Consider the following 16373-nt stretch of genomic DNA (forward strand, 5'->3'; position numbering starts at 1 on the left):
GGGGGAGCGGGCAGCTCGGAGTAGCGGTCCTCGGCGGCCTGCCGCGGAGGCGGTATGCGCGGCACGCGCCGCACTTCCTCCGGTCCGTCGTACCCCTCGTGGCCGTCGTCGCGGCCACCGCCGTCGAAGGGCCCGGTCACCACGTGTTCCCGCGTCCGGGCGGCGACGAGCCCTCCAGGGGCCGGGTGTTCGCGGTGGACAGCAGTTGCAGCCCGAGCCGCAGCCGGCGCCGCGCCTCGTCCTCGGTCACCCCGAGGTCCGCCGCGGTCTGGCGGTAGTCCCTGCGCTGGAAGTACGCCAGTTCGAGGGCCTTGCGCAGGGGTGCGGGCATGGACGTGACGATGTAGTCCGCGCGTGCCGCGACGGCCGCCCGGCGCACCTTCTGCTCCAGCTCCTCCGCCGAGCCGCCGCTCTCCGTGAACGCGGCCGTCTCCGTCTGGCGGAGACGGTGCACGGCCTGGCTGCGGGTGAGCCGGGCGATCCAGGACCGCATCGAGCCCTCGCGCCGGGGGTCGTAGGCGTCCGGGTTCTCCCAGACGTAGCCGAAGACCTCGCGGGTGACCTGGTCGGCGGACTGTTCGTCGTCGAGCACGCGGTGGGCGGTGTTGTGGACGAGAGAGGCGAAGCGGTCGTAGAGCTCACCGAGCGCCGCGGCCTCGCCGCGCGCCAGCCGCTGCTGCATCCTGCGGTCCCAGCGCGGTGGTGTGTCCTTCGCCATACGGAGTCCTCCCGAACCGACTCCCACCGAATGTACTGCCCGGTACCGGCCGTGTATCTGCCTTTGCGGCAAGTACGCCCGGGTTGCGGACCCCCGGTGGTAAGGAAACCGTCACTGAGGGTGGATCGTGTTTCATGGGGTCGGGAAGGGGCAGCAGCGGCGGAAGGAAGCACTGCCTCCGGTTCGCCGGTTCGACGAAGGGTAAGGCGCGTGACGATGCTTACGGTGGACGAGGCCGAGCACGGCGCCTGGACGGTGCTGAGCATCCGGGGCGAGCTCGATCTGGTCTCCTCGCCCGTCGTCCGCCGCCGGGTGCACGACGCGGTCGCCGAGGGGCGCCACGACCTCGTGCTCGACCTGTCCCGGGTGCGGTTCTGCGACTCCAGCGGCGTCGGTGTGCTGATCGCCGCCCGGCGGCTGCTGCACTCCTGCCGCGGCCGGCTCCGGCTGATACTGCCGGCGCAGGGCGCCACCGAGGGCTCGCACGTCAACCGGGTCCTCGCGGCCCTCGGCGTACGGCGGCTGTTCGCGGTGTACCAGGACGTGGCGTCCGCCACGGGAGAGCAGGCGGAACCGCTCTCCGCGTGACGCCGAACCGCTGAGGTCGTACTCTCCCGGCATGGACGCAGAGGAGTTGTACCAGCGCCGCATCGCCTCCCGGTTCGCCGCCTTCGACCAGGACGGCAACGGCTATATCTCCCGCGAGGACTTCACGACCGCGGCCATCCGGCTGCTCGGCGAGTTCGGCACGCCCTTCCGTTCCGACAAGGGCCAGGCCCTGTCGGGCGGCGCCGAGGCGTTCTGGCAGGGGCTGGCGGGGATCGCGGACGTGGACGGCGACCAGCGGGTCACCCGCGAGGAGTTCGTGAGCGGCGCGGTGAAGCGGCTGCGCGACAACCCGGAGCGGTTCGCGGAGATCGCCCGCCCCTTCGTGCGCGCCGTGCTCGCGGTGGCGGACCAGGACGGTGACGGTCGCCCCGGGACCGGCGAACTGGAGCGCGCCCTGCTCGTACTGGGTGTGGAGCCGCACACGGCCGCGCTGGTGGCCGAGTCGCTGGACACGGACCGCACGGGCACCGTCGGCGAGGAAGAGGCGGTCACCGCCTTCGCCCGCTACTTCATGACGCAGGAGCCTTAGGGCGGGTCCGTTCCCCGGGGAGTGCCGGGCCCGGCCGTGTTCGCGTAGCGCTCGCGCAGTTTGTACTTGAGCACCTTGCGGAGAGTGTCGTTGCGCGGCAGCGCGTCCACGATCTCCAGCTGTTCGGGCAGTTTGTGTGTGGCGAGCCCTTCGGCGCGCAGGAAGCGGGTCACGGCCGCCGGCGTGAGCCGCTCGGCGTCCGGGGGCTGTTCGACGACCGCGCAGACGCGTTCGCCGCGCTCGGGGTCGGGCAGCCCGATCACGGCCGCGTCGCGCACGCCCGGGTGCCGGTGGAGCAGGTCCTCGACTTCCTTGGCCGATATGTTCTCGCCCTTCCGGATGATGACGTCCTTGAGGCGTCCGGTGAGGACGAGGTGGCCGGACGCGGTGACGCGGCCGAGGTCGCCGGTGCGGAAGAACCCGTCGGCGTCGAACGCCTCGGCGGTCTGCGCCGGGTCCAGGTAGCCCCGGCACACCGCCTCGCCGCGCAGCCGCACCTCGCCGTCGACGACGCGTATCTCCATGCCTTCCGGCGGCCGGCCCTCGGTGGTCGCCAGGTTCTCGGCGGTGTCGTCCGGCGCCCCCATGGTGATCATGGGGACTTCGGTCATGCCGTAGCCGTGGGTGAGTTGGCAGCCCATCTCGCGGACGACCTCGTGGTACAGCTCGGGCGGTTTGGGCGCGCCGCCGCCGGCCAGCAGCCGCAGGGTCGGTATGACCTTCTCGCCGGGCTGTTCGCGCTGCTCGGCGAGGAACATCGTGTAGAAGGCGGTGGACCCGCCGGCCGTGGTCACCCCGTGCTTGCGGTAGGTCTCCAGCGCCTCGGGCAGGGCGAACTTCTCGAACAGCACCGCCGGGAACCCGTACAGCAGCAGCATCACGAGGTAGTCGGGCCCGCCGATGTGCGCGAAGGGGAAGGCGATCGAGCCGACGTCGTCCGCCGTCAGCCGCAGGGCGTGGGCCAGGCAGGAGCCGCCCGCGATCAGTGAGCGGTCGGTGTGCAGGACGCCCTTGGGGTCGGACGTGGTGCCGGACGTCCAGTAGATCCAGCGCACGTCGGTGCCGGAGGCGGGGGGTGCGGGAAGCACGGCCGGGTCGTCCTCGGGCAGGTCGCGGTAGGCCTCGAAGACGCCGCGCGCACCGAGCCGGCGGGCCATGGCGGTGTGGTCGAAGCCGCGCCACTCGCCGGGCACGGCGAAGAACGCGGCCTTGGACTCGCGCAGTGCGAAGCCGGTCTCCCGTTCGCGGTAGAAGGGGATCACCGGGGTCTGTACGGCGCCGATGCGGGCCAGCGCGACGGACAGGACGACCGTCTCGATCCGGGTGGGCAGCTGCCAGGCGACCACCGTGCGGGGCCGGACGCCCCGCCGCCACAGCCCGGCCGCGGTCCGCTCGGCGCGGTCGCGCAGCCCGCCGAAGGTGAGGGCGCGGTCGTCCTGGAGGAGGACGGGCCGGTCGGGGGTGAGGCGGGCGCGGCGCTCGACGAGCTCCCACAGGGTGTGCGAGGCACCCAGGTCGTGCGCGGTCTCGGTCACGGGACTGCCTCCTCGTACCTGACGATCAGTCAGATGCTGGGCCGAGCGTAGGGCGGCGCGCCTTGTCGGTCCAGGGGTGCGGGGCTAGCCTAATTTCTGACGGGCCATCAGATACCGGAGTCCGGACACGGGAGGCGTCATGACGGAACTGCCTCGGATCATCAGCGTCGACGACCATGTGATCGAACCGGCGCACCTCTTCGAGACCTGGCTCCCGGCGAAGTACCGCGACCGCGGGCCCAAGCCGCTGACCACCGGCATCGGCGAGCTCGCCTACGTCGGCGGCAAGTACCGGATCACGATGGACCCCGACGGCCCGCCGGCCGACTGGTGGATCTACGAGGACCTGCGGTTCCCGTACAAGCGCAACATCGCCGCCGTCGGCTTCGACCGCGACGACATGACGCTGGAGGGCATCACCCGGGAAGAGATGCGGCGCGGCTGCTGGGACCCCAAGGCCCGGCTGGAGGACATGGACCTCAACCACGTCGAGGGCTCGCTCTGCTTCCCCACCTTCCCGCGCTTCTGCGGCCAGACCTTCGCCGAGGCCCACGACAAGGAGGTCGCCCTCGCCTGCGTCCGCGCCTACAACGACTGGATGGTCGAGGAGTGGTGCGGCGACAGCGGCGGACGGCTCATCCCGCTGTGCATCATCCCGCTGTGGGACATCGGTCTCGCCGTGGCGGAGATCCGGCGCAACGCGGCGCGCGGCGTACGGGCCGTGACCTTCTCGGAGATCCCCACCCACCTCGGGCTGCCGTCCATCCACTCCGGCTACTGGGACCCGTTCTTCGCCGTCTGCGAGGAGACCGGCACCGTGGTGAACATGCACATCGGGTCCTCGTCACAGATGCCGGCCGCGTCCCCGGACGCCCCGCCCGCCGTGCAGGCGTCGCTGTCCTTCAACAACGCCATGGCCTCGATGATGGACTTCCTCTTCTCCGGCGTCCTCGTGAGGTTCCCCGCCCTGAAGCTCGCCTACAGCGAGGGACAGATGGGATGGATCCCGTACGCCCTGGAGCGCGCCGACGACGTGTGGGAGGAACACCGGGCCTGGGGCGGCGTCCGCGACCTTGTACCGGAACCCCCGTCCACGTACTACTACCGGCAGATCTTCTGCTGCTTCTTCCGCGACAAGCACGGCATCGCCGCGCTGGACGTCGTGGGCCGCGACAACGCCACCTTCGAGACCGACTACCCGCACGTCGACTCCACCTTCCCGCACACCAAGGACGTCGCCCTCGACCATGTGAAGGGCCTCGACGACGAGACCGTGTACAAGCTGATGCGCGGCAACGCGATCCGGATGCTCGGCCTGGACCTCGTCTGATGGACCTGGCGTACACCGACGCGGAGGAGGACTTCCGGGCGCGGCTGCGCTCGTGGCTCACCGCCGTCCTGCCCACCCTGCCGCCCAGGCCCGACCCGGCCGACTGGCCCGGGCGGCGCTCCTACGACACCGGGTGGCAGCGCCGGCTGTACGACGCCGGATACGCCGACGTCCACTGGGAGGCGTCCCCGACCCTGCGGCTGATCTTCCTGGAGGAGACCGAACGGGCCGGCGCGCCCTACGTGGGCGCCAACTTCGTCGGGCTGCTGCACGCCGGGCCGACCATCGCGGCCGAGGGCACGGCCGCCCAGCGGGAGCGGTGGCTGCCCCCGATCCTCCGCGGCGACGAGGTGTGGTGCCAGGGCTTCAGCGAGCCGGACGCCGGCTCCGACCTGGCGGCGCTGCGGACCCGGGCGGTCCGCGACGGTGACCACTACGTGGTGTCCGGGCAGAAGATCTGGACCTCGCACGCCGAGGTCGCCGACTGGTGCGAGCTCCTCGTCCGGACCGACCCGGAGGCCCCCAGGCACCGGGGCATCACCTGGCTCGCCATGCCCATGGACGCGCCGGGCGTCACCGTGCGGCCGCTGCGCACCCTCGCCGGGTCCACCGAGTTCGCCGAGGTGTTCCTCGACGGGGTCCGGGTGCCGGTCGGCCACCGCGTGGGCGAGGAGAACGACGGCTGGCGCGTCACCATGGTCACGCTCTCCTACGAACGCGGCACCGCCTTCGTCGGCGAGGTCGTCGCCTGCCGGCGGGTGCTCGGCGAGCTGGCCCGCGCGGCCCGCGCGAGCGGCCGCTGGGACGACGACGGGCTGCGCCGCCGGCTCGGCCGGCTGAACGCCGAGTTCCGCGCACTGTGGCGGCTGACCCAGTGGAACGTCAGCGAGGCCGAGACGACCGGCGGGCCCCCCGGCGTCGGCGGCTCCGTCTTCAAGCTGCGCTACTCGCACGCACGCCAGGAGCTCTACGACACGGCCGCCGCCGTGCTCGGCCCGGAAAGCCTCGACCTGGACCACCCCTGGGTGCAGGGACGGCTGAACTCCCTCTCGTACACCATCGCCGCCGGGACCTCGCAGATCCAGCGGAGCATCGTCGCCGAGCGCATCCTCGGCCTGCCGAAGGGCCGGTGAGACCGTGCGCTTCCAACCCACCGAGGACCAGGAGGCCTTGCGGCGCGGGGTGCGCGCGCTGCTGCGGCGGCGCTTCGGGCCCGACGCGCTGCGCGACGCGGTCGGCAGGGGAACCCTGGACCGCGCCCTGTGGCGGGAACTCGGCGACGCCGGGTTCTTCGCCCTGCGGCTCCCCGAGAAGGACGGCGGGACGGGGCTCGGCCTCCCCGAGGTCGTACCGGTCTTCGAGGAGGCCGGGCGGGCCTTGCTGCCCGGCCCGCTGATCGCGACCCATCTGGCGGCCGGAAGGGTCGAGGGAGCCGCCGAAGGGGCCACCGTCGTCACCGCCGCGGACGGCACGCTGGTGGAGTGGCTGGACGAGGCCGACGTCGTCGAGGGCGACGCCGACGGCGCGGAGCCGGTCCGCTCGGCCGACCCGCTCACCCCCCTGCACCGGGTCCCGCGCCCCGGCGGCCCTCCCGACCCGGTGGCCGTGCTGCTCACCGCCGCCGAACAGCTCGGCAGCGCGGGCCGTTCGACGGAGCTGGCCGCGCGCCACGCCCGCGACCGCGAACAGTTCGGCCGGCCCATCGGTGCCTTCCAGGCCGTCGCGCACCTCTGCGCCGACATGCTGGTCCGGGTGGAGGTCGCCCGCGTCGCCGTCCACGCGGCCGCCGTCACCGGCGACACGGCGGACATCGCGGCCGCCAAGCTGCTCGCCGACGAGGCGGCGGTGCGCGGCGCGCGGGACTGCCTCCAGGTGTACGGCGGCATGGGCTTCACCTGGGAGGCCGAGGTCCATCTCCACCTCAAGAGGGCCTGGCTGCGCGCGGAGCGGGGAATGCGGGCGGAGGCGGCGGAGGAGATCCTGGCCGCCCGGCTCCTGGAGGCCCGCGGGGTCGACTGAGCCGGCGGGGGACGCGGTGTCGGAAGGGAGGACGCCCGGAGGGTCACGAGGCACGGGCGGACCGAGCGCGATCGACCGTCGGCACCGGACAGGGAGCCCCGGAGACGAACCGAGCCCCGAAGTCACGCAGCGTTGATATCGGGTTGTGTCCTTACGCGGGGCCGTCACAGCCCGGAGTCGGGACCGGCCTCCGGTACGCTCCGTGGGGTGCGAGTGGTTCTGAGACCGGTGCGTCCCGGTGTTGCCGGTGCGGCAACTCCGCAGCCCGGAGTGCCTGCCGCTTGTGCCCCCAGGAGGCGCTGTGCGCCCCCCTGTTCGACTACCCGCAGCGCGCGTCGCACAGTATGCACCACGCGTACTCCTTCGCGCTGGAATATGCCCGAAGCGCTTGTTGCGGTGACTGTACGTCAACCATGCTGTCCCACAAGGAAATCACGTTCAGTGACAACTGTTACGGCTGTGGTCGCTGTGAGACACGAGGCGATGTGTCCGCCGGTTCGGATGGTGTGAGCGGTGCAGGTGCTTCAGGTGCAGTTGGAGATCGGACCCGACCCCGCGGAGGTGGGGCGTGCCCGTAGATGGGCGCGCTCCCGGCTCGCCGGCTCGGGCATAGGGGAAGACGAGCCGCTGGCCGAGACCCTGGTCCTGCTCATTTCCGAACTCGTCACGAACGCCGTCGTGCACACCGGCTGTCCGGCCGTCCTGCGGATGCTCTTCGGAGCGGGCGCGGCCGAGGCCGGCACCGTACGGGTGGAGGTCGCCGACACCAGCGCCCGCCCGCCGCGCCCCCGCCACGCCGACGGCGACGACACCAACGGGCGCGGTCTGGAACTGGTGGACGGCCTCGCCGATCGCTGGGGCTGGCAGCCCGAAGGGGCGGGGAAACGCATCTGGTGCGAGGTGGACAGGGGCGCACCGGTGGTGACCGCAGTGGTGCGTGAGCCGGGAGCGTACGAATCCGTGCGCGCCGTCACAAATAGGACTCTTGCGGGCAAATCTCCGAATAGGTGTTGACGCGTCGTGTCCACCTGATCACCCTTGGATCAGCGATTCGTGGCGAGGGGACGCCGAGGGCTTGACGCCCTCGGCGAGTGCGGGTCGCGGCTCGGCGGCAGCTCCCTCCGGGTGCCTTCGTGGCAGAGGAGCAGGCAGGTCCGCCGGAGCCGGGTGGCGGCCGCCGTGCCGTGCTCGGGGCGCGCATGTGCGCCGCCACCCTGAGATGCCTGTCAGAGAATCGCCACCGGTGCCACCGGTGTCCCCGTGGCTCCCTTGAACGGCTCCGGCATCGCGGAGAGCAGGAACGCGTATCGCCCCCGCTGTGCACAGGCTGTGGACAACGTCTCCAGATTCCAGTTCTGGCCCTGCAACATGCCCATCTCGACCAGATGCAAGGCGTGCACCGGAAGCCACAGGTTCTCCACCTCCGGCGGGAAGATCTCGAACGTGAGGGTGTCGTTCGCGACGGCGGCGACGTCACGGGCGTGGAACCACTCGGGCGTACGGACGGAAAGGCCTGGCGACGGATAGGCGTAGGCGTGACGGTCGCCGGCCAGGTACACCTGCATCTGTCCCGTCCTGACGAGCACGATGTCGCCCGCCCGTACGCGCACCCCGGCGAAGTCGGCCGCCTCGTCGAGGTCTTCCGGAGTCACGGCGTGGTCGCCCGGCAGCCGGTCGGTGCCCTTGGCGCGCGCCACGTCCAGCAGCACCCCGCGCGAAACGATGTGCCGGGCCTTGTCGATACCGCTGAACGCGGCGCGTCCGTGCGCGGTGATGGAGTCGGCCGGCCGGCCGTTGTAGATGCGGCCGGAGTGCGAGACATGGGTGAGCGCGTCCCAGTGGGTCGCCGCCTGGAGCCCCAGGGTCACGACGTCGTCGCTGGTCGCGACCGTGCCCGGACCGAAGATCTCCTGATTGATCTGCACCATCGAGTGGAGGGGATTGACCCGGCCCGGGATGACGCCGGTCTGCACACCGTCCTGCTCCAGGGTGAGCGCGAGCGGGACGCGGGTGCCGTCCCGGACGGCCGCCGCCGCCTCCCGTACCACCGTGTCGGTGATCAGGTTGAGCGTCCCGATCTCGTCCGCCCCGCCCCAGCGGCCCCAGTTGTTCACGCGCTTGGCGATGTCGTGGAACGCGTCCGGCAGTGACATGGGCCCTCCCGGGGCTTGTGCTGGCGCATCTGACGGGCCATAAAATCTAACGGACCGTCAGAAAGAGCGGGAAGGGGCCGGGCATGGGGAACTTCTTGGCAGGCAAGGTCGTCGCCGTGACCGGAGCCGGCCGGGGCATCGGACGGGCCGTCGCCCTCGCCTGCGCGGCCGAGGGGGCCCGTGTCGTCGTCAACGACTACGGGGTCCGTGTCGACGGCGCCCGGCCCACATCCGAGGTCGCCGCCGCGGTCGTCAAGGAGATCAACGCGGCGGGCGGCGAGGCCGTCGCCGTCGCCGACGACATCTCCACCATGGATGGCGGCCTGCGCATCGTGGACACCGCGCTCGCCGAATACGGCCGGATCGACGGTGCCGTGTGCGTCGCCGGAATCCTGCGCGAGCGGATGCTGTTCAACATGTCCGAGGAGGAGTGGGACCCGGTCCTGGCCACCCATCTCAAGGGCACCTTCACGGTCTTCCGGGCCGCCGCCGCGGTGATGCGCAAGCAGGGCACCGGCACCCTCATCGGCTTCACCAGCGGAAACCACCAGGGCTCCGTCGCCCAGGCCAACTACTCGGCCGCCAAGGGCGGCATCATCTCCCTCGTCCGCAGCGCCGCGCTGGGCCTGCACAAGTACGGCGTGACGGCGAACGCGGTCGCACCCGTGGCCCGCACGCGCATGTCGGCCAACGTCCCCATGGAGCTCAAGGAGATCGGCGAACCGGAGGACGTCGCCGCCCTCGTCGTCTATCTGCTCTCCGACCGGGCCCGCGCCGAGAAGATCACCGGACAGGTCTACACGATCGCCGGCCCCAAGATCGCCGTCTGGGCGCAGCCGCGCGAACTGCGGGCCGGATACAGCGACGGCCCCTGGACACCCGAGCGGATCGCGGACTTCCTGCCCGGCACCGTCGGCACCGATCCCATGCCCCTCCTCGCGCAACTGGAGGACATGGCCAGGGCGGCGGCCGCCCACAGCCGCCCGAACGCCTAGGCACCGGCATGGACTTCGCATTCGGAGCCGAGGACGAGGCCTTCCGGCGGGTCGCGCGCGACTGGCTCGCCGCCCACCCCGGCCGCGCCGGCGGAAAGGCCTGGGAACAGGAGCTCGGCGCGGACGGCTGGATCGGACTCGGCTGGCGCACCGACACCTACGGAAACCGGCGCGCCACCCTCACCCAACAGGTCGTCTGGGCCGAGGAGTACGCCCGCGCCGGCGCACCCGGCCGCACCGGCCACATCGGCGAGAAGCTCCTCGCCCCCACCCTCATCGCCCACGGCAGCCCGGAACAGCAGGGCCGCTATCTGCCGGGCATCGCCCGCGGCGAGGAACTCTGGTGCCAGGGCTACAGCGAGCCCGGGGCCGGCTCGGACCTGGCCGGGCTGCGTACCGCCGCGGTCAGGGACGGGAACACCTACCGGATCACCGGCCAGAAGATCTGGACCTCGCTGGCCCGGGACGCCGACTGGTGCTTCGTCCTCGCCCGCACCGAGCCCGGTTCGCACCGTCACCAGGGGCTGTCGTTCCTGCTCGCGCCGATGGACCAGCCCGGCCGGATCGAGGTGCGGCCCATCCGCCAGATGTCCGGCACGGCCGAGTTCAACGAGGTGTTCTTCGACGGGGCCGAGGCACGGGACGTCGTCGGGGGCGAGGGCAACGGCTGGCGCGTCGCCATGGGCCTGCTCGCCGAGGAACGGGGCGTGTCCACGCTCGTCCAGCAGATCGGGTTCGAGGCGGAACTCGGGCGGGTGGTGCGGCTCGCCGTGGAGTCCGGGGCGGTCGCCGACCCCGTGCTCAAGGACCGGCTCGTACGGCAGTGGGCGGAGCTGCGGACCATGCGGTGGAACGCCCTGCGGACCCTCGGCGGATCCGGCGACGCGGGCGCCCCGAGCGTGGCCAAGCTGCTGTGGGGCCGCTGGCACCAGCGGCTCGGCGAGCTCGCGATGCAGGCGCGGGGCGCCGCGGCGGCGGCCGGTCCGGGGACGTGGGCCCCGGGCGCGTACGACGTGGACGAGCTGCAGCGGCTGTTCCTGTTCAGCCGGGCCGACACCATCTACGGCGGCTCGGACGAGATCCAGCGGAACATCATCGCCGAGCGGGTGCTCGGCCTGCCGAGGGGGCCGCGATGAGAGGTGTCGTGTTCGACGGGGAGCGGGCCCGGGTCGTCGGCGACCTGGACGTGCGCGACCCGGGACCCGGCGAGGTGCTGGTCGCCGTCGCCGCCGCCGGGCTGTGCCACAGCGATCTGTCGGTGATCGACGGGACGATCCCGTTCCCCGTGCCGGTCGTGCTCGGGCACGAGGGCGCGGGTGTCGTCGAGGCGGTCGGACCCGGCGTGACGCACGTGGCGCCCGGCGACCATGTGGCGCTGTCGACACTCGCCAACTGCGGTGCCTGCTCCGACTGCGACCGCGGCCGGCCCACCATGTGCCGCCGGGCGATCGGCCGGCCGGGACGGCCCTTCACCCGCGGCGGACAGCCGGTCCACCAGTTCGCCTCCCACTCCGCCTTCGCGGAACGCACGGTCGTGCGCGCCGTACAGGCCGTCCCGATCCCGCCCACCGTTCCGCTCACCTCGGCGGCCCTCATCGGCTGCGGCGTCCTCACCGGCGTCGGAGCCGTGCTGAACCGGGCGAAGGTGGACCGCGGGGACACGGTCGTCGTCATCGGCGCGGGCGGCATCGGCCTCAATGTGCTCCAGGGGGCCCGGCTCGCCGGGGCACCCGTGATCGTCGCCGTCGACGCCAACCCGGCGAAGGAGGACATGGCGCGGCGGTTCGGCGCCACGCACTTCCTCACCTCGGCCGACGGGGTACGGGACGTCCTGCCGACCGGCGCCGACCACGTCTTCGAGTGCGTGGGGCACACCGGCCTGGTGCGCCAGGCCGTCGAGCTGCTCGACCGGCACGGCCAGGCCGTCCTGCTCGGCATGACCGCGCCGACGGCCGAGGCGACCTTCGCTCCCGCCGCGATGTTCCTGGACAAATCCATCCTGGGCTGCCGGTACGGCAGTTCGCGCCCCCAGCACGACATCCGGCTCTACGCCGACCTCTATCTGTCCGGGCGGCTCCTGCTCGACGAACTCGTCACCGAGACGTATCCCGTCGAGGACTTCGAGAAGGCGGCGGACGACGCGCACCACGGGCGGCTGGCGCGGGGCGTGCTGGTGTTCCGGTAGCCGTCCGGCGGCGCGTGTCAGGCCTCCCCGCCCCCGGCGGGCACAGCGGCGGCAGGGGCGGTTCCGGCGGCGTGGGCAGCGGCGGCGGGGACGGTGCCTGCGGCGGGGCGGAAGGTGCGGCGGTAGACGGTCGGGGGAACGCCGAGGACGGCCTGCAGGTGCTGGCGCATCGACTGGGCGGTGCCGAAACCCGTGCGGCGGGCGATCTGGTCGACGGACAGGGCGGTGGACTCCAGCAGATGCCGGGCGCGCTCCACCCGCTGCCGGGTGAGCCACTCGCCGGGGCTGGTGCCGACCTCCTCGCGGAACCGGCGGGTGAACGTCCGCACGCTCATCGCCTCCTTCCCGGCCAGGTCCCGCAGCCGGATCGGCTCGTGCAGATGGTCCAGCGCCCAGGCGCGTGCCTCGGCGGTGGTCGCCAGCATGGGTTCCGGCAGCGGCCGCTGGATGAACTGGGCCTGGCCGCCGTCCCGGTACGGCGGGACGACCGTGCTGCGCGCCACCTCGTTGGCGACGGCCGTCCCGTGGTCGCGGCGCACGATGTGCAGGCACAGGTCCACACCGGCGGCGACCCCGGCCGACGTGAGGACGTCGCCGTCGTCGATGAACAGCACGTCCGGGTCGACCCTGATCGACGGGAACAGCCGCTGGAAGTGGTCCGCGTGCCACCAGTGGGTGGTGGCGGGCCGGCCGTCCAGGAACCCGGCGGCCGCCAGCACGTAGCCGCCGGTGCAGATGGAGACGAGCCGGGTGCCGGGCCGGATGTGCGCCAGCGCCGCCGCCAGCTCCTCGGTCAGCCTGCCCTCCTCGTACACCGGGCCGAGTTCGTACGACGCGGGCACCACGACCGTGTCGGCGGTGGCGAGGGCCTCCGGGCCGTGTTCCACCGAGATGAGGAAGTCCGCATCGGTTCGGACCGGTCCTGAGGCCAGCCCGCAGGTGACTGTTTCGTACAGCCGGCGGCCCGACGCGTCCTTGGCGCGGCCGAAGATGCGGTGGGGAATGCCGAGCTCAAAGGGGAGAAGACCGGCGAGGGCCAGGACGACCACGCGGTGCGGAGCGGACACGGTCATGGCCTGATCCTATCGAAGGCTGTCATTCGGGCCAGTGGTTCGTGGTGTATCGCTCCGTGATGCTGTCTGACGTGACCCAGACAACACCTGTGCGTGGCGCCGAGGCGTCCGCGCCACCCCCCACCCCGCGTTTCCACCGCGCCTGGTTCGTCGCCGGCGTCACCTTCGTGACGATCATCGGCGCGGCCGCCTTCGTCTCCCTGCCGGGCCTGCTGATCGAGCCCCTGCACCAGGAGTTCGACTGGTCGCGCGGCACCATCGGCTTCGCCGTCTCGGTCAACCTCGCCCTGTACGGCCTGACGGCCCCGTTCGCCGCCGCGCTGATGGACCGCTTCGGGATGCGGCAGGTCGTGGCGGCCGCGCTGACCGTCATCGCCGTCGGCTCCCTGCTCACGGTGTGGATGACCGCGTCCTGGCAACTCGTCCTCTACTGGGGCGTGCTCGTCGGCCTCGGCACCGGCTCGATGGCCATGGCTCTGGCCGCCACCGTGACCAACCGGTGGTTCGTCGCCCGGCGCGGCCTGGTGACCGGCATCCTCACCGCCGCCAGCGCCTCCGGCCAGCTGGTCTTCCTGCCGCTGCTGTCCTGGCTCGTGCAGGACCACGGCTGGCGCCCCGCCTCCGTCACGGTCGCGCTCTCCGCGCTCGCCGTCGTGCCCTTCGTATGGCTGCTGCTGCGCGACCACCCGGCGGACGTCGGGCTCAAACCGTACGGTTCGACGGAGTTCGTGGCGAAGCCCGCCCCGGCCGCGGGGGCGGCACGGCGCGCCGTGGGGGTGCTGTTCTCCGCCGCCCGCACCGGCCCGTTCTGGCTCCTGGCCGGCACCTTCGCGATCTGCGGCGCCTCGACGAACGGGCTGATCAAAACCCACTTCGTGCCGGCCGCCCACGACCACGGCATGCCGATCACGGCCGCCGCCTCGCTCCTCGCGGTCATCGGCGTCTTCGACGTCGTCGGCACCATCGCGTCCGGCTGGTTCACCGACCGCTTCGAGACCCGCCGCCTGCTCGCCGTGTACTACGCCCTGCGCGGCATCTCGCTGCTGTTCCTGCCGATGCTGCTGGCCCCCGGCGTCCACCCGCCGATGGTCTTCTTCATCGTCTTCTACGGCCTGGACTGGGTGGCCACCGTGCCCCCGACCATCGCCCTGTGCCGTGAGCACTACGGCGACGACAGCGCCATCGTCTTCGGCTGGGTGCTCGCCTCCCACCAGGTCGGTGCGGCGGTCGTGGCCTTCGCGGGCGGCCTGGCCCGTGACGTCTTCGGCTCCTACGACGTCGTCTGGTACGCCTCGGGCGCCCTGTGCGCCGCGGCGGCGCTGATGGCGCTGGTGATCCGGCGGAGGCCGACCGCCGCATAACGGCACCCCGGCTGCGAGCGTCCTGTCCCGGGAGAGGAGGATCGCAGGTGGGAGGGGGTGATTGCGGATGACCCGGCACGTCGTGGTGCCCTGGGCACACCATCCGGCGGCACCGGAGCGGGGGTTCTTCGCCCGGTACGGCGGGGCGCTGCTGATCTCGATGACGGTGCTGTTCTTCGCGACGGTGTTCGGCCTCACGGTGAACGTCGTGATCACCGTGACGCGGGAGCCGGTCGCGTTCGACAACGCCGGTCTCGGTCTGTTCTTCCTGCCGGTCCTCGCGGTCATGGGCGCGGTCGTCGGCTTTGTGTTCTCGCTGGTCTGCGTGCTCCCCGCGGTCGGGCTCGGCGGGTGGCTCGGGCGCCGGACCGGCGGGCGCGAGAACTGGTGGTGGGTGCCGGTGGCGGGCGCCGTCGTCGCGGCCGTGTGCACGGGACCGGCGGCACTCCTGACCGGTCGGGCGAGCGTGTCGTTCCTGGTCCCGCTCTGGCTCGTCACCACCGCGGTCGTGACCGTGCCGGCTCTCGCTGCGCGCCCGGTGGCGGCGCGCCGGACCACCCTGGGCCTCGGCCGGGCCTTCGGCCGGTCCCTGCTCCACGGCACGGCCGCCGTCGTCGCCGCCGCGGTCCTGGGCACCGTCGGACTGGCGACCGGTGTCATCGAGGAGTACCGGCCGCCGGAGGTGTCCCGCGCACAGCTCGTCGGCACCTGGTCGGACGGGGAGGGCGGTTCGGTGCGGCTCGCGGCGGACGGCACGCTGAGCGCCCGGCGCGTCCACCACTACGACCTCGACGAGGACAGCGAGGAGTGCACGGGCTCGGGAACCTGGTCGTACGCGCGCGGGGACACCACCTGGGACCAGGACGTGTCCATGTCCATCGAGGGCTGCTCCACGCGGACGTGGGAGATCGGCGGCGGGCCGGACGGGATCACGCTGTACGAGTACATCGGCGACCCGGACGCGATGGACCTCAACGAACTCCGCAAGAGGGACTGAGCGCCCCAAGAGCACAGCCGCCGACCTCCGTCCGGAGCAATCCAACTCCCCGTACCCCGCCCCGTGACAGGGGACAGCGAGCCGCCACCACACAGGACACGGTCGTGGGGCATGCGAAAAAGCCCCGGAGAGCACGCCTGCCCACTCAAGAGACATGGATCCGTTCGTCGTCTCCACTTGGCTGCCATGTCGCAACTGTCGAGGGATCGGGCAAGGTGTGAAAGAGCTGCTCAGTACGCTCCGGAGCCGGGCGGAGAACCGGGCCGGAAGCCGCCGAACCCGCCCCGGTGGAACAACAGCGGCCCCGGGTCCCGCTCCCGGTCCCCTTCGGCCGCGCCCAGCGCCTCCACCCGGCCCACCACGATCAGATGGTCGCCGCCCGTGTGCACCGCGTGGATCACGCAGTCGATCCAGGCGGGGACGCCCGTCAGCCGCGGGGAACCGGTCGCCGGTGCCGCCCCGTACCCGACACCGGCGAACTTGTCCGCCCCGCTCACCGCGAACGCTCGGCACAGGTCGCCCTGGTCCGCGCCGAGGACGTTGACGCAGAACGCCCCGGCCCGGGCGATGCGCGGCCACGTCGTCGACGTACGGGCCACCATGAAGGCGACCAGCGGCGGGTCGAGCGACAGGGAGGCGAAGGACTGGCAGGCGAACCCGGCCGGGGCCCCGCCCTCGACGCCCCGCGCCGTGACGACCGTGACACCGCTGGCGAAGTGGCCCAGCACCCGCCGGAACTCCGCCGCGTCGACCGGTGGCCGCTCGTCGTCGCGCACCGCGCGAAGGGCGGGGCGGGGGAGCGGGGGCGGCGGCGCCGACGAGGTCGGGGCGCCGACCGACCTGAGGTAGCGGACGGCGGTGGCGGCCAT

At 72.4% G+C, this 16373-nt stretch carries 16 protein-coding genes; 11 read left to right on the forward strand and 5 right to left on the reverse strand.

The genetic code is table 11. The features are described from left to right. Positions 1–136 precede the first annotated feature (136 nt). Entirely contained in the window at positions 137–718 is a 582-nt protein-coding gene (locus ACY34K_RS31350; protein WP_462753180.1) for a sigma-70 family RNA polymerase sigma factor, read from the reverse strand. Positions 719–934: 216 nt separating this feature from the next. On the opposite strand from ACY34K_RS31350, the gene ACY34K_RS31355 reads away from it, so the two are divergent. Beyond that, the gene (locus tag ACY34K_RS31355) at positions 935–1306 is read left to right on the forward strand and encodes an STAS domain-containing protein (protein WP_462753249.1); all 372 of its coding nucleotides are present in this window, start codon (positions 935–937) and stop codon (positions 1304–1306) included. A gap of 31 nt (positions 1307–1337) precedes the next feature. Next, positions 1338–1856, forward strand: a complete 519-nt coding sequence (locus ACY34K_RS31360; RefSeq protein ID WP_462753182.1) for an EF-hand domain-containing protein — start codon at positions 1338–1340, stop codon at positions 1854–1856. On the opposite strand, the gene ACY34K_RS31365 is transcribed toward ACY34K_RS31360, so the two are convergent. Beyond that, complete coding sequence (locus ACY34K_RS31365) at positions 1853–3391, reverse strand: class I adenylate-forming enzyme family protein (protein WP_462753184.1); 1539 nt, start codon at positions 3389–3391, stop codon at positions 1853–1855. The two genes, ACY34K_RS31360 and ACY34K_RS31365, sit on opposite strands and share 4 nt — an antisense overlap. Positions 3392–3530: 139 nt before the next feature. On the opposite strand from ACY34K_RS31365, the gene ACY34K_RS31370 reads away from it, so the two are divergent. From ACY34K_RS31370 to ACY34K_RS31385, 4 genes are all read left to right on the forward strand, one after another. Then, positions 3531–4721, forward strand: a complete 1191-nt coding sequence (locus ACY34K_RS31370; RefSeq protein WP_462753186.1) for an amidohydrolase family protein — start codon at positions 3531–3533, stop codon at positions 4719–4721. Next, positions 4721–5854, forward strand: coding sequence for an acyl-CoA dehydrogenase family protein (locus ACY34K_RS31375; RefSeq protein WP_462753188.1), 1134 nt, complete (start codon positions 4721–4723; stop codon positions 5852–5854). Before ACY34K_RS31370 ends, ACY34K_RS31375 begins: the two co-directional genes overlap by 1 nt. Positions 5855–5858: 4 nt before the next feature. Then, positions 5859–6740 carry an acyl-CoA dehydrogenase family protein gene (locus ACY34K_RS31380; protein ID WP_462753190.1) on the forward strand — a complete coding sequence of 294 codons (882 nt, stop codon included), beginning with the start codon at positions 5859–5861 and terminating at the stop codon, positions 6738–6740. Between the two features lie 513 nt (positions 6741–7253). Then, on the forward strand, positions 7254–7754 hold the full coding sequence (locus ACY34K_RS31385; protein ID WP_462753192.1) for an ATP-binding protein: 501 nt from the start codon (positions 7254–7256) through the stop codon (positions 7752–7754). 212 nt (positions 7755–7966) lie between these two features. On the opposite strand, the gene ACY34K_RS31390 is transcribed toward ACY34K_RS31385, so the two are convergent. Next, on the reverse strand, positions 7967–8893 hold the full coding sequence (locus tag ACY34K_RS31390; protein ID WP_462753194.1) for a cyclase family protein: 927 nt from the start codon (positions 8891–8893) through the stop codon (positions 7967–7969). Positions 8894–8976: 83 nt separating this feature from the next. On the opposite strand from ACY34K_RS31390, the gene ACY34K_RS31395 reads away from it, so the two are divergent. From ACY34K_RS31395 to ACY34K_RS31405, 3 genes are read left to right on the forward strand one after another with little or no spacing between them, the layout of a single operon-like run. Further along, on the forward strand, positions 8977–9888 hold the full coding sequence (locus ACY34K_RS31395; protein ID WP_462753196.1) for an SDR family oxidoreductase: 912 nt from the start codon (positions 8977–8979) through the stop codon (positions 9886–9888). Between the two features lie 8 nt (positions 9889–9896). Then, a complete protein-coding gene (locus ACY34K_RS31400; protein ID WP_462753198.1) occupies positions 9897–11024 on the forward strand; it encodes an acyl-CoA dehydrogenase family protein in 1128 nt (375 codons plus the stop codon). Next, complete coding sequence (locus ACY34K_RS31405) at positions 11021–12073, forward strand: Zn-dependent alcohol dehydrogenase (protein ID WP_462753201.1); 1053 nt, start codon at positions 11021–11023, stop codon at positions 12071–12073. Before ACY34K_RS31400 ends, ACY34K_RS31405 begins: the two co-directional genes overlap by 4 nt. Positions 12074–12090: 17 nt before the next feature. Here ACY34K_RS31405 and ACY34K_RS31410 read toward each other — a convergent pair whose 3' ends face one another. Next, on the reverse strand, positions 12091–13146 hold the full coding sequence (locus tag ACY34K_RS31410) for a GlxA family transcriptional regulator (RefSeq protein WP_462753203.1): 1056 nt from the start codon (positions 13144–13146) through the stop codon (positions 12091–12093). Positions 13147–13205: 59 nt separating this feature from the next. Between ACY34K_RS31410 and ACY34K_RS31415 the strand changes: the two genes are divergently transcribed. Both ACY34K_RS31415 and ACY34K_RS31420 read left to right on the forward strand, forming a co-directional pair. Continuing rightward, entirely contained in the window at positions 13206–14507 is a 1302-nt protein-coding gene (locus ACY34K_RS31415; RefSeq protein ID WP_462753205.1) for an MFS transporter, read from the forward strand. A gap of 67 nt (positions 14508–14574) precedes the next feature. Then, positions 14575–15504 (forward strand): hypothetical protein, encoded by a 930-nt coding sequence (locus ACY34K_RS31420; RefSeq protein ID WP_462753207.1) that lies wholly within the window; start codon positions 14575–14577, stop codon positions 15502–15504. Positions 15505–15734: 230 nt separating this feature from the next. On the opposite strand, the gene ACY34K_RS31425 is transcribed toward ACY34K_RS31420, so the two are convergent. Further along, on the reverse strand, positions 15735–16373 hold the full coding sequence (locus tag ACY34K_RS31425) for a flavin reductase family protein (RefSeq protein WP_462753251.1): 639 nt from the start codon (positions 16371–16373) through the stop codon (positions 15735–15737).

It is taken from the genome of Streptomyces sp. STAM6 (genome assembly GCF_054963715.1).

Bases quoted from the DNA above. Each gene is read 5' to 3' on its own strand.
- ACY34K_RS31350 (WP_462753180.1), bottom strand. From the start codon at position 718: ATGGCGAAGGACACACCACCGCGCTGGGACCGCAGGATGCAGCAGCGG.
- ACY34K_RS31355 (WP_462753249.1), top strand. From the start codon at position 935: ATGCTTACGGTGGACGAGGCCGAGCACGGCGCCTGGACGGTGCTGAGC.
- ACY34K_RS31360 (WP_462753182.1), top strand. From the start codon at position 1,338: ATGGACGCAGAGGAGTTGTACCAGCGCCGCATCGCCTCCCGGTTCGCC.
- ACY34K_RS31370 (WP_462753186.1), top strand. From the start codon at position 3,531: ATGACGGAACTGCCTCGGATCATCAGCGTCGACGACCATGTGATCGAA.
- ACY34K_RS31375 (WP_462753188.1), top strand. From the start codon at position 4,721: ATGGACCTGGCGTACACCGACGCGGAGGAGGACTTCCGGGCGCGGCTG.
- ACY34K_RS31390 (WP_462753194.1), bottom strand. From the start codon at position 8,893: ATGTCACTGCCGGACGCGTTCCACGACATCGCCAAGCGCGTGAACAAC.
- ACY34K_RS31395 (WP_462753196.1), top strand. From the start codon at position 8,977: ATGGGGAACTTCTTGGCAGGCAAGGTCGTCGCCGTGACCGGAGCCGGC.
- ACY34K_RS31400 (WP_462753198.1), top strand. From the start codon at position 9,897: ATGGACTTCGCATTCGGAGCCGAGGACGAGGCCTTCCGGCGGGTCGCG.
- ACY34K_RS31405 (WP_462753201.1), top strand. From the start codon at position 11,021: ATGAGAGGTGTCGTGTTCGACGGGGAGCGGGCCCGGGTCGTCGGCGAC.
- ACY34K_RS31410 (WP_462753203.1), bottom strand. From the start codon at position 13,146: ATGACCGTGTCCGCTCCGCACCGCGTGGTCGTCCTGGCCCTCGCCGGT.
- ACY34K_RS31415 (WP_462753205.1), top strand. From the start codon at position 13,206: ATGCTGTCTGACGTGACCCAGACAACACCTGTGCGTGGCGCCGAGGCG.
- ACY34K_RS31420 (WP_462753207.1), top strand. From the start codon at position 14,575: ATGACCCGGCACGTCGTGGTGCCCTGGGCACACCATCCGGCGGCACCG.
- ACY34K_RS31425 (WP_462753251.1), bottom strand. From the start codon at position 16,373: ATGGCCGCCACCGCCGTCCGCTACCTCAGGTCGGTCGGCGCCCCGACC.